General features: G+C 69.1%; 9 protein-coding genes. 8 read left to right on the forward strand and 1 reads right to left on the reverse strand.

Features of this window, described 5'->3' with window-relative positions; translation table 11 throughout:
* Positions 1-11: 11 nt before the first annotated feature.
* Genes tssK through ABD719_RS11670 form a run of 6 tightly spaced genes read left to right on the forward strand, consistent with a single transcriptional unit; the run spans position 12 to position 8575 of the window.
* Positions 12-1358, forward strand: a complete 1347-nt coding sequence (gene tssK / locus ABD719_RS11645) for a type VI secretion system baseplate subunit TssK (RefSeq protein WP_344693542.1) — start codon at positions 12-14, stop codon at positions 1356-1358.
* The gene (tssL, locus tag ABD719_RS11650) at positions 1355-2782 is read left to right on the forward strand and encodes a type VI secretion system protein TssL, long form (protein ID WP_344693543.1); all 1428 of its coding nucleotides are present in this window, start codon (positions 1355-1357) and stop codon (positions 2780-2782) included. Before tssK ends, tssL begins: the two co-directional genes overlap by 4 nt.
* A complete protein-coding gene (tssM, locus tag ABD719_RS11655; RefSeq protein WP_344693544.1) occupies positions 2779-6399 on the forward strand; it encodes a type VI secretion system membrane subunit TssM in 3621 nt (1206 codons plus the stop codon). Before tssL ends, tssM begins: the two co-directional genes overlap by 4 nt.
* Positions 6399-6944: a type VI secretion system-associated protein TagF gene (tagF, locus tag ABD719_RS11660; protein ID WP_344693545.1), complete on the forward strand. Its 546-nt coding sequence runs from the start codon at positions 6399-6401 to the stop codon at positions 6942-6944. The genes tssM and tagF overlap by 1 nt, the downstream gene beginning before the upstream one ends.
* Positions 6941-7705 (forward strand): PP2C family protein-serine/threonine phosphatase, encoded by a 765-nt coding sequence (locus ABD719_RS11665; protein ID WP_344693546.1) that lies wholly within the window; start codon positions 6941-6943, stop codon positions 7703-7705. The genes tagF and ABD719_RS11665 overlap by 4 nt, the downstream gene beginning before the upstream one ends.
* 51 nt (positions 7706-7756) lie before the next feature.
* The gene (locus ABD719_RS11670) at positions 7757-8575 is read left to right on the forward strand and encodes a tetratricopeptide repeat protein (RefSeq protein ID WP_344693547.1); all 819 of its coding nucleotides are present in this window, start codon (positions 7757-7759) and stop codon (positions 8573-8575) included.
* 240 nt (positions 8576-8815) lie between these two features.
* Here the strand turns inward: ABD719_RS11670 and ABD719_RS11675 are convergent, their stop codons facing one another.
* Complete coding sequence (locus ABD719_RS11675; RefSeq protein WP_344693548.1) at positions 8816-10663, reverse strand: protein kinase domain-containing protein; 1848 nt, start codon at positions 10661-10663, stop codon at positions 8816-8818.
* A gap of 136 nt (positions 10664-10799) precedes the next feature.
* Between ABD719_RS11675 and tssA the strand changes: the two genes are divergently transcribed.
* Together tssA and tssB are read left to right on the forward strand one after the other, a co-directional pair.
* Entirely contained in the window at positions 10800-11960 is a 1161-nt protein-coding gene (gene tssA / locus ABD719_RS11680; RefSeq protein ID WP_344693549.1) for a type VI secretion system protein TssA, read from the forward strand.
* Between the two features lie 12 nt (positions 11961-11972).
* On the forward strand, positions 11973-12503 hold the full coding sequence (tssB, locus tag ABD719_RS11685; RefSeq protein ID WP_344693550.1) for a type VI secretion system contractile sheath small subunit: 531 nt from the start codon (positions 11973-11975) through the stop codon (positions 12501-12503).
* Position 12504: the final 1 nt, after the last annotated feature.

Raw genomic sequence — 12504 nt, forward strand, 5'->3', positions numbered from 1 at the left:
ACGCTGAGACGATGTACTGGAACAACAAGGTTCTCTGGGCGGAGGGAATGTTCCTGCGCACCCAGCATTTCCAGCAGTTGGAACGGTATCTGGATCGCCGGTCGGAAAACGGCCTGCGCTGGCTGAACCCGGTCGGCTATGGCTTCGCCGATCTGGAAATCGACGAGGCGTTGCTGCGCACCGGCAAGATCGCGCTGTCGCGCGCGGCGGGGATCATGCCCGACGGCACGATGTTCGACGCGCCGGGGGCGGACGACCATCCGCTGCCGCTGGAGGTGCCGGGATCGCTGCGCAACAGCCTGATCCATCTGGCGGTGCCGATCCGCCGCGCCGGCGGGTACGAGGCGCGGCTGGACGTGGCCGGCGGCCCGCCGCTGCGCTGGATCGGGCAGGAAGTGGAGGTGAACGACGTCATCGCCGGCTCCGATGGCGCCGCGCCGATCACGGTGGCGAAACTGAATCTGCGGCTGATCGACGATCATCAGGAACTGGCCGGGTACGTCACGCTGCCGGTGGCGCGGCTGGTGGAACGGCGGGCGGACGGATCGCTGGTGATCGACCCCGATTTCATCCCCACCACCGTCAGTTGCGACGTGTCGGCGAAACTGCGCGGCTTCCTGGCCGAAATCAGCGGGTTATTGCAGCATCGCGGCGCGGCGATCGCGGGGCGGCTGGCCGATCCGGGCGGCAAGAGCATCGCCGAGATCACCGATTTCCTGATCCTGATGCTGGTCAACCGCAACGAGACGGTGATCCGCCACCTCGCCGCGACGGGCGAGCTTCACCCGATCGAGCTGTACCGCGCGCTGATCGCGCTGGCGGGTGAACTGGCCACCTTCACTGAGACGGGCAGCAACCGGCCGCCCGAACTGGGCGCGTATAACCACAACGATCTGCAGGCGAGCTTCACGCCGGTGATCGGGTTCCTGCGCGAATCGCTGAGCGCGGTGTTCGAGCAGACCGCGATCCCGATCCCGCTGGAGGAACGTGCCTACGGCATCCGCGTCGCTCGGATCAGCGACCGGTCGCTGTTCGCGGACTGCACCTTCGTGATCGCCGCGCGCTCGTCGATCGATGCCGATCTGCTGCGCCAGAACATGCCCAAGCGGACCAAGATCGGCGGGGTCGAGCGGATTCGCGACCTCGTCAATCTCCAGGTCGGCGGCGCGCCGATCCGGCCGCTACAGGCCGAACCGCGCCAGATCCCGTTCCGCGCCGGCATGGTCTATTTCGAGATCAACACGACGTCGGAGGACTGGCGGCTGATCGAGCGATCGGGAGCGGCGGCGGTGCATGTGTCGGGCGACGTGCCCGATCTTGACCTTGAGTTGTGGGCTATTCGCGGACGCGTCCGGTGAGCGGCGGTCGCAACCCCTTCGATCCGCCCGAGGATGGCGACCGCACGATGATCGGCCGTGGTAATACGCCGCCCCCACCGGGCGGCGACGATGGCGACCGGACGATGATCGGCGCGCCGGCCACCGGCCCGTTCGCGCGACCCGCCACTACGTCCCCGCGTGCCACCCCTTCCGAACCGCCCCGGCGCGAGGCGGCAAGCCCGTTCACTCCCGCCGCGCCGTCGTTGGAAAGCTTTGCCGGCACCAGCACCAATCCGCTGCTGGCGGCGGGAACGCCGCTGATCGTGCTGGCCAATTCGCTGCGCTCCGTGGTGGCGCACGACGACATGGTGCGGCTGCGGCGGACGGTGGTGGACGAACTGCGCCGGTTCCAGACCCGCACCCGCGAACTGGCGGTCAGCGACGAGGAATCGCGTTATGGCCATTATGCCCTGTGCGCGCTGATCGACGAGGTGGTGCTGTCGACGCCGTGGGGCGCGAAGAGCGGCTGGGGCGCGCAGACATTGGTCGCGACCTTCCACAACGAGGTCGTGTCCGGCGACCGCATGTTCGAGGTGGCCGACGCGCTGGAGGCGCGGCCGGGCCGGTCGCCCAACCTGCTGGAACTGATCTACCTCTGCCTGTCGTTCGGGTTCGAGGGGCGGATGCGGCTGGAACGCGGCGGCGCCAGCCGACTGGTGCAGTTGCGCGACCGGCTCTACGCCGCGATCCGCAACCTGCGCGGGCCGGTCGAACGCAGCCTGTCGCCGGCATGGCGCGGGGTGGAGGCGGCGTACCGGCCGATCACGCGGGAGATTCCTGCTTGGGTCTATGCCGCTGGCTTCGCGGTTCTGTTGCTGGCCTGTTACGCCGGTTTCCTGTTCCGCCTGTCGTCGCTGGGCGACGACGCTTTGGCGCCGCTGTCCGCCGTCTATCGCACCGGCCCGGCGGAGCTGAACCGCACCGCGCCCGCGCCGGAGGGTGACAGCAAGCTGTACCTGACCATCCTCGACATATTGAAACCCGATATCGATGCCGGCCGCGTCGGCGTGACCGACGATCCCGATGCGGTGGCGGTGCGGTTGAAGGACCGGGGGCTGTTCGCCTCCGGTTCCGCCGATCTCGATGCCGGGTATGGCAAGACGATGGGCCGGATCGCGCAGGCGATCGGCATCACCGAGGGGCCGGTGCCGGTGACCGGCCATACCGATGACCAGCGGATCGCCTCGCTCCGCTACCCCTCGAACCAGGCATTGAGCCAGGCGCGGGCGGCGGCGGTGGTCACCGCGTTGCAGGCGGCGGGCGTGCCGGCCGACCGGTTGCAGCCGGCGGGCGTCGGCGAGACGCAACCCGTCGCGGACAATGCCGCCGAAACCGGCCGACGCCAGAACCGCCGCGTCGAAGTCGCGATTCCGAAGACCTATGCCGAAGGGCCGACCCGATGATCCGCCCGCACATCCCCTATTGGCTGCGGCGCAGCCCGCCGCGCTGGGTGCTGACCGTCGCCGGGCTGTTGCTGGTCGGCTTGCTGATCTGGTTCGTCGGACCGCTGATCGCCATCGCGGGCAAGGTGCCCTTGGGCAGTGCGTGGGTGCGCCTCGCGCTGATCGCGCTGGTGTTCGCCGGCTATGGCGTGCGGCTGTGGTGGACGCGGGCGAAGGCGAAGCGCCAGAATCAGGCGATGATCGCCGAACTGGGCGAGACGCAGGCCTCCCCCGATCCGCAGGGAACGCTAGCCGCCGCCGACGTCGCCGCGATGGAGGAACGCGCCGCCCGCGCGCTGGAGCTGATGCGCGAGACGCGGGTCGGCAAGAAGGGCGAGTTCGTCTATGAACTACCCTGGTACATCATCATCGGCCCGCCGGGCGCGGGCAAGACGACCGCGCTGAAGAACAGCGGTCTCGATTTCCCGGTTGCGCAGGCGCTGGGCGACGAGCCGGTGCGCGGGCTGGGCGGTACGCGGACGACCGAATGGTGGTTCACGGATCAGGCGGTGCTGATCGACACCGCCGGCCGCTACACCACGCAGGACAGCGACGAGGCGGTCGATGCGCAGGCGTGGAAGGGGTTCCTGGACCTGCTGCGCAAATATCGCCCGCGCCAGCCGGTGACGGGCATCATCGTCGCGATCTCCGTCACCGACCTGACCGGGGCGGACGAGAGCGCGGCGGTGGCGCATGGCCGCGCGGTGCGCGCCCGGATCAACGAGGTGCAGACCGCGTTCGGGGTACGGACGCCGATCTACATCCTGCTGACCAAGCTCGATCTGCTGGCCGGCTTCACCGAATTCTTCGACGACATGTCGAGCCACGAACGCGAGCAGGTGTGGGGCGAGACGTGGTCGGTCGCGGATGCCGCCACCGCGCCCCTCGGCCATGCCGCCGCCAGCCCGCAGGCGCTGGACGTGGCGTTCGACCGACTGGTCGAGCGGCTCGACGCGCGCGTGCTGATGCGGGTGCAGGCCGAACAGGACATGGTGCGACGCGGGCTGATCTTCGCGTTTCCGCAGCAGTTCGCCTCGCTGCGCCAGCCGCTCGGCCATATGCTGGCGACGATCACGCGCGAGACGAAGTACGAACCGCGCCCGTTCGTGCGCGGCTTCTATTTCACCAGCGGCACCCAGTTCGGGCGGCCGATCGACCGGTTGCTGGGGGCCTTGTCGGCGCGATTCGGCCTGCCGCTGGCGACGGGCCGGGCGGAGCCGGCGCGTGGGCGCAGCTATTTCCTGCGCGATCTGCTGACCAAGGTGGTGTTCCCGGAATCCGCGCTCGCCGGACGCGATCCGAAGGAGGAACGCCGGGCGCGGCTGGTGCGGCTGGGCACGATCGGCGGCGCGGCGGCGGCGGCGGTGCTGCTGCTGGGGCTGTGGACGTACAGCTATTTCCGCAATGCCGCGCTGATCGAGCGGCTGGGCGTGCGCGCCACCGCGCTGGGCAAACAGGTGGCGACCCTGCCGCCCGGCCCGGTCAGCGACAGCGACGTGTTGCAGGTACTGGAGGCGCTGGAGGCGGCACGCGCGCTGCCCTTCGCCTCCACCGCCGCGCCCGACGATCGCTCGCCGGGTTTCTCATGGGGCATCGGCCGCGCGGACAGTTTCCGGGTGCAGGTGGACGGTGCGTACCGCAACCTGCTCAACCGCCAGTTCCTGCCGCGCCTGTTGCTGGGGCTGGAGGACCGGTTGTCGGGTCTTGCCGGCGAGGCACCGGCGGAGGGACGCGACAATCGTGCGGCGATCTATGCGGCGCTGCGCCTCTATCTGATGCTGGGCCGCGCGCCCGGCGCGCCGCTCGACCGCGCCGGCATCCTCGCCGCGTTCGACGACGACTGGGCGGAACGGCTGCCGGGTGAGGAACAGGCGCCGGCGCGCGCCGCGCTCCACCGCCACCTCGCCACGCTGCTGGCCGGGCCGATGCAACCGCCACGTCTGAGCGCGACGGTGATCGCGGATGCGCGCGCGCGCGTCGCCTCGCTGGGGCCGGGGGAGCGGGTCTATGCGCAGATGCTGGCGGACCCGGCCTTACGCAACCTGCCCGAATGGACGCTGGCGCAGGTGCCGGGCGTCGGCACGTCGCGGCTGTTCACGCGCCGGTCGAGCAAAGCGCTGACCGCCGGTATCCCCGGCATGTTCCGGCGGCGGTTCTTCTATCAGAACGTCGTGCCCGCGATCGGGCGCTACGCCACCCAGTCGGCGGACGAGTCATGGGTCACGGGCGGGCCGGCGATGGCGGGCGGCGGGCTGCTCGACAGTCGCGCGGGCGCAGTGAAGGATGCACTGCTGACCACCTATCTCGCCGATTTCACGCGCCGCTGGGACGAGACGATCGACGACGTAGTCGTCAGCGGCGAGATGCCGATGGACGAACGGTTGCGGATGGCGGTGCGCCCGCCCTCGCCGGTCAAGGCGCTGTTCCAGTCCTGGGCGGACGAGACGAACCTGACGCCGCCGTCGCTGCGCAAGGGCAAGGGATCGGCGGCGCTGCGGGTCGGATCGATCTTCTCGCGCAACATCTATCGCGGGATGCAGCGTGCCGATCAGGTCGGCAACGCCGCCGCCACCGCGCCCGCCGGCCCGCCGGGACCGCTGGACGAGGTGGTCGAGCATTTCCGCTGGCTGCGTGAGATGAACCCGGCGACCGGCCCCGCGCCGATCGACGATGCGCTGAACGCGCTGACCGCGGTGGGCGATACCGGCACCGCCGTGCGCTCCGCCGCCGGGCTGGGCGATCCGTTGCTCCAGCGCGACCGGCAGGCCGGCGCGATGGCGGCGACCGCGCGGCTGGGACAGGTGGCGGCGACGATGCCGCCGGCGGCCGGACGGTTGTTCAACGGCTTCGTCTCTGCCTCCACCACGCAGCTCAACCGCGACGCGCGGACGGGGCTGAAGACGCAATATGCCGCGCAGCTGGGGCCGGAATGCCGCAGCATCACCGCGATGGGCTTCCCGTTCCGCCAATCCCCGCGCGAGGCGACGGTCGACGATTTCAGCCGGCTGTTCCGCCCCTCCGGCCTGATCGACGCGTTCGTGACGACCAACCTGTCCGGGCAGATCGATACGTCGCGGCGCAACTGGGCACTGACCCAGTCGGGTCGCGCGCTGGGCCTGTCGCCGCAGGCGGTGGCGCAACTGGGCAAGGCGGGGCGCATCCGCGACGTGTTCTTCAAGCCCGGTGATATCCGCCCCAACCTGCGTTTCCTGATCGAGCCGATCCAGGTCGGTGGTGATGCCTCCGCGGTCACGCTGACCGTCGATGGCGCGCCAGCTGCGTTCGACCGGGTCAATCGGCGCGGGGTAGAGATGCGCTGGCCAGGCAATGCGCCAGGCGTGACGATGAGCGTGCAGCACAGCGGCTCGGCCACTCCCAGCATTCGGCAATGGAACGGCGACTGGGCGTTGTTCCGCTTCCTGCGCGACAATCCGGTCAGCAACGTCACGGCCAGCGGCTTGGTCGTCAGCGTGACCGATGGCGGCGCGACCGCGTCGTTCCGCATCCGGGTGCTGTCCGGCCCCAGCCCGTTCCGCCTGCCCGAACTGGCGAGTTTCCAATGTCCGGCGGCGATGTGATGACATCCGCCCCTACGCCGATCGTCGGGATCGTCGGCAAGCTGCCCGCGCATGGCGATTTCGTGCGCCGGGGCGGGCCGGGGGCGGTGCTGACCCGGATCGACGACTGGCTGGACGGCGAACTGGGCGGCGCGGTGGCGGCGGGGACGCCGCTGGACGCGGCGGTCGCTGCGCTCGACGGCTGGCGCTTTGCCGTCGCGAGCGCGGAAGGACTGGTGATCGCGGTGGCGGTCGCCAGCGGCGACGGGGTCGGGCGCATCTTCCCGGTGGTCGCGACCGTGACCAGCGCAGCGGCGGGACGCGAGGCCGCGGAAACATGGTGCGCGGCGGCGGCGGATGCGCTGGTCGCGGTGCGGGATGCGGGGCAGGGGGCGGATGCGGCGCTGGCGGCGCTGGCGGCGGTCGCGGCGATCGACCCGCCGGGCGACGCGGCGGCGCCGGCGACCGGCTGGTGGCATCCGGGGGCCGATGCGCCCGCCGGTGACGATGCGCGGCTGCCGGTCGGCGACGCCTTCCGCGCCTTGCTGTCGGGGAGGACGGGATGAAACGGCGCGATCTCGCATTCGTGGCGGTGGAGCGCACCCATGTCGGGCGGGTGCGCAAGCTGAACGAGGACCGCGTCCTCTCGCGCACCGCGCTCGGCCTGTGGGCGGTGGCGGACGGGATGGGCGGGCACCAGCGCGGCGATCTCGCCAGCGGGATGATCGTCGATGCGCTGGTCGCGATCGATCCGATGGATTCGGGATTTGCCTTTCTGGACAATGTACAGGACGTGATCCAGCGGGTGAACCGCACACTGGTCGCCCATGCCCGGCTGTCCGCGCCCGGCACGGTAATCGGATCGACGGTGGTCGTGCTGCTTGCCTTTGGCGGTCATTATGCCTGCCTGTGGGCGGGCGACAGCCGCGGTTACCTGTTGCGTGGCGGCCGGCTGGACCAGATTACGCGCGATCACAGCATGGTGCAGGAACTGATCGATTCGGGTGCCCTGAACCGCGCCGATGCGCCCGCCTTCGGCCGGTCCAACGTCATCACCCGCGCGGTCGGCGTGCAGGAAAGTCTGGCGCTCGACCTGCACAGCGGGCCGATCGAGGGCGACGACATCTTCCTGCTGTGTTCGGACGGGCTAACCGGGATGATCGACGATCACGGCATCGCCGATGTGCTGACGACGAGCCAGAGCCTGGATGAGGCGGCAGACCGGCTGCTGGAACTGACGCTGGCACACGGCGCGAAGGACAATGTCAGTTTCGTCCTGATCCGGGCGGATGCGGCGCAGGACGACACGCTGCAACGTTTGCGATAGGTTAGGGCGATAGGGAATGTCCGCGAAGTCGGGCCAATCAGGGGTGTCATGATGATAAATGAAGGTCAGCCGCGCGCCGCGCGGACGGGAACGATGCTGGCGGCGGCGGCGATGCTGACGCTGCTGGGCGGTTGTGGTAAGAAGGCCGAACTGCAGCCGCTGCCAGCCCCGCCGGAAGCGGCACCGGTCGCCCCCGCGACCGGGAATACCGGCGATATGCCGCAGGCGACGCCCGGCCTCAACCCGACGCAGCGGCTGGCACGCGTGGTCGATCTGCTCAACCGCAACGACGAGAAGGCCGCACGGGTGGAACTCGACGCGCTGCTGGCGCAGGACCCCGGCCGTCGCGAGGCGAAGGTGCTGGAACAGTCGATCAAGGGTAATCCCTATGCGATGGTGCCACGCAACAGCTTTAGCTACGTCGTTGCGCCAGGTGATACCTTCATCACGCTCGCGCTCGACTATTTGGGTGACTCCTACAAATTCTATGCGCTTGCGCGAATCAGCGGCATCGCGCCGAACATGCTGAAGCCCGGCGACATCATCCAGATGCCGGGCCGGGTACGCGAACCGTCACGCCCCGGCGTGCAGCGGTCGCGCCCGCCGGTGACGCGGGTCCGGCCGCCGCGGCGGACCGCGCCGGCGACCGGGGCCACGCCAGCGACCGGCGCGGCACCCGCCGCCCCCCAGAACGATCCTGCCACCGCGTTGCGCTATCGCCGCCAGGGGCTGGAGCAGATGACCGCCGGTCGGATCGACCGCGCCGTCTCCCTGCTCGGCCGGGCGTTGCAATATGATCCTGACAACCGCGCCATCGCCGCCGATCTGGCGCGGGCGCGGCGTATCCAGGGCGCGGTTCAGACGCGCTAGGTGGCGTGACAGGGCGGGGATCACTCGATCCCCGCCCTGTCATGGCGCCCTCCGCTCGCGACGACGGGACGGTTTTAGCGTATGATGGCGTGAAACTCATCCATCCGTTATTGCAAGCGTAGCGAAGCAATCCAGTGCGTCACGCGCTGGGCTCCGGATTGCTTTGCTGCGTTCGCAATGACGGAATGGGACAGGCCGTGGCATCCCACGCTGGCCGATATGGCCGGCGGCCCGACGACCCTACATCCGGTTGTCCGGCAATTCGCCGGCCAGCGTGCTGTCCTCGTCATCGTCATGCGCCCAGGTGCGGACGCGTTCGGGCGGGGGCGCGTCGGGATCGGCATCGGTCGCCGCCGGGTCTGGGGTCGGTTCAGGGCGGCGGACGCCTTCAACCTGCGCGAGAATGACGGTTTCGAGGGCAGGGGCGGTCTCGGTCCGCTCGGCCGGGGTCGACGGCGGGTCTAGCAGCAGCGCCTCGACCGAATTGAGCCGTTCCTCCATGCTCTGCGCGACCATGTTCACCCCGTCGAACAATTCGCCGAATTCGTCCTTGCGGCTGTGCGAGATGCGGAAGTCGAGATTGCCGCGGGCGATGTCGTACAGCGCGTCGCGCAGCCGCTCGATCGGGGATTTCAGCATCCGGCCGCTGAGATAGGCGGCGGCGGCCACCGCCCCGAGCGTAACGATCGAGACGAGCAGCAATGCCAGTTCCGACGTGCGCGAGGCGGCACGTAGCGCGGTGGCATCCACCGCCACGTCGACCTTGCCGAACCCGCGTCCGGCATAGGTGATCGGCCGGACGAAGCGGAACCCCTCGCCCCCCGCCACGGAGGTGACGGTGATGCCGTCGTTTCTTTCCACTGCCTTTTCCCCGGTCGGGGCGCGGTAGGGGCGGCCGACCCGGGTCGCGTCGCTGGCCGCGCGCACGACCCCGCCGGCATCCACGACGGTGATCCCCCGGATGCCGCGATCGGCCGCGGCGGAGCGGACGAAGATCTCCACCGGCAGCCAGTCCTGCGCCTCCGGCGGCAGCGATGCGTTGTCTACCGCGCGAAGCGCGGCGTTGTTGGCGACGAACGACGAGATCGCCTGCCCCGATGCCAGCGCCACGTCGCGCATCGCGCGCCGTTGAGTCACGATCGCGGTCACCACCGACGCGCCGAGCACGACGGCGGTGATGAGCGTAAGCAGCACCGCCAGCTTCACGGCGAACGGAATATACTGACGCCGCTCAAGTGCCTCGCGTGCGACGGTGCGGTTGACCGACAGTTCGCGGCGCAATGCCTCCGCCATGCGGTGGCCGTCGGCGAAACGCTGCGCGGGATCGCGGCTCATCGCCTTGCCGATAATGAACTGCAACCCGCGCGGCACATCGTGCGCCACGTTGGCCAGTGGTTCCGGATCGGCCTGCACGATCTGGGTGGCGAGCGTGGCGGCGTTCACCGCGGGGAAGGCGCGGCGGCCCGACGCCAGTTCGTACAGCACGACGCCGAGGGAGAAGATGTCCGACCGCCCGTCGAGATCGCGGCCCAGCGCCTGTTCGGGGCTCATGTAGCGCGGCGTGCCGACCACCTGGCCGATCTGGGTCTTGAGCGATTCCTGTTCGAACAGGTCGCCTTCGGCCACGCGGGCGATACCGAAATCGAGCAGCTTCACCGTTTTGCGATCCGGCGACACGATGATGTTCGACGGCTTCACGTCGCGATGGATCACGCCCTGCGCATGGGCATAGCCGAGCGCGAACGACAGCTGGATGCCGATCGAGATCACCTCCGGCGCGGTCAGCGCACCAGCCTTCATCACTTCCGACAGCGGTTCGCCGTCAAGATATTCCATGACGATGAACGGATAGCCGTCGATCTCGCCGACATCGAAGATGGTGACGATGCCGGGATGGGACAGCGCGCCCGCTGCCCGTGCCTCGCGCAGGAAGCGAATCGAATATTCGCGGTCCTGCCGATATTCGGCCTTCAGGACCTTCACCACCAGCGCGCGATCGATATGCGGATCATAGGCGCGGTAGACGTCGGCCATCGCGCCTTCGCCGATCTGTTCCAGGATCCGGTAACGCCCGACGAGTTCCAGCACGCGATTTTCCCCTTCGGCCGACGCGGGCACCCTGTGCGTGCGATTATCAGGGGGCAGCGCACTTTGCCAGTGCGACCCGCAGCTTGACGGCCATCATGGGCGATGGCACCTCATGACACCGGTGGGGGAAGCCTGGATGAATGATCGTTTCGCCATCGAGGAACTGCTCGCCCCGATCGAGGGGCCGGACGGACTGACGGGCGCCGGCCCAGACGTGCGTGGCGGCGGCGGCAGCGGCTCCGGCCTGTATTTGGCGATCAAGGACGCGCGTAACGAGGCGCGGCTGGCGGAACGCAACGCGATCACCTCCGGCGATCCCGATGCGGTGCCGTTGCTGGCGGGCATCCGCGCCTGGGAAACGGTGGCGCAGGGCGGCACCGCGCTGCTGGCGGAAACCAAGGACCTGCAGGTCGCCGCCTGGCTGACCGAGGCATGGTTGCGCAGCGACGGCTTTCCCGGGGTGGCGGCGGGGTTCGATCTGCTCGCCGGGCTGGTCGAGCGGTTCTGGAACGAGGGGCTGCACCCGCAGGAAGACGAGGACGGCGTCGAGACCCGCGTCGCACCGCTGTTCGGCCTGTTCGGCAACGGCGATGTCGGCACGCTGCTGCAACCGATCAAGCTGCTGCCACTGAGCGACCACGAGCATCCCGCCGTCGCGCTGTGGACGGTGGAGACGGTGCAGGCGCAGAGCACCCGGCACGAAGACCCCGATCTGGCCGAGGAACTGGTAGAGCGCCGCCGTGCCCAGATCACCGCGATGGAGGATGCGATCCACCGCGCCTCGCCCGATTTCGCCGGGCAAGCGGCGGCGGGAATCGCGGCGGCGCTGGCCGCGCTCGACCGGTTGATGGGGGTGATCGACGCGCATACGCCGTTCGGCCGCTTCGGCTCGCAGGTATCACGCCCACTAGAGGACGCGGCGGCCCTGCTGCGCGTCCATGGTCCCGGTAACGACTTAGGCGAGGTCGAGGCGGCGGCGGTGGAGGAACCGGTCGTCGTCGCGCCGACCGGTGCGGAGGGGGAGGCGATTCCAGTCGCCGCCCCACCACCGGCACCCGAACCGATGAACCGTGAACGGGCGCTTGCAACCCTCTTGGAGGTCGCAGCGTTCTTCGACCGTAACGAACCACAATCCATCGTGGGGGAAAGCCTGAGGCATGTGGTGCGGCGGGCGAATTTGACGGCGGTCGAACTGCTGGCGGAACTCCTGCCGGACGGTGAGCAACGTGCGCTGTTCCTGCTGCGGGCCGGCATCGGTCGTGGCGCGGATGGCGGCAATGACGACAACGGTTACTAACGGGGTGAGAACATGGCCGAAAGCGTTCACGACAAGCTGAAGCGGGTGCGAAAGCCCCGTGTCCACATCACCTATGACGTCGAGACGGAGGGTGCCGTCGAGGTAAAGGAACTGCCCTTCGTGATGGGGGTGATGGGCGATTTCTCAGGTGATCCGACCGAGCCGCTCAAGCCGCTGCGCGATCGCAAGTTCATCCAGATCGATCGCGACAATTTCGATCAGGTCATGCAGCGCATGTCGCCAGGCCTAAAACTGCGCGTCGAGAATACGTTGAAGGACGATGGCAGCACCCTGCCGGTCGATCTGAAGTTCGAATCGATGGAGGATTTCGAGCCCGGCCGGATCGTCCAGCAGGTCGAACCGCTGCGTCGCCTGATGGAGACGCGCACCAAGCTGCGCGATTTGATGACCAAGGCAGACAGTTCGGAACAGCTAGAGACGCTGTTGGAGCAGGTATTGCAGGACAGCGGCCAGTTGGAGGCGCTGCATGCCGAACTGGGCCGCGACGGACCGGCCGCGCCGACCCCCGGAAAGGACGCCTGAC

Source organism: Sphingomonas cynarae (assembly GCF_039537815.1).
Classification (GTDB): Bacteria; Pseudomonadota; Alphaproteobacteria; order Sphingomonadales; family Sphingomonadaceae; genus Sphingomonas; species Sphingomonas cynarae.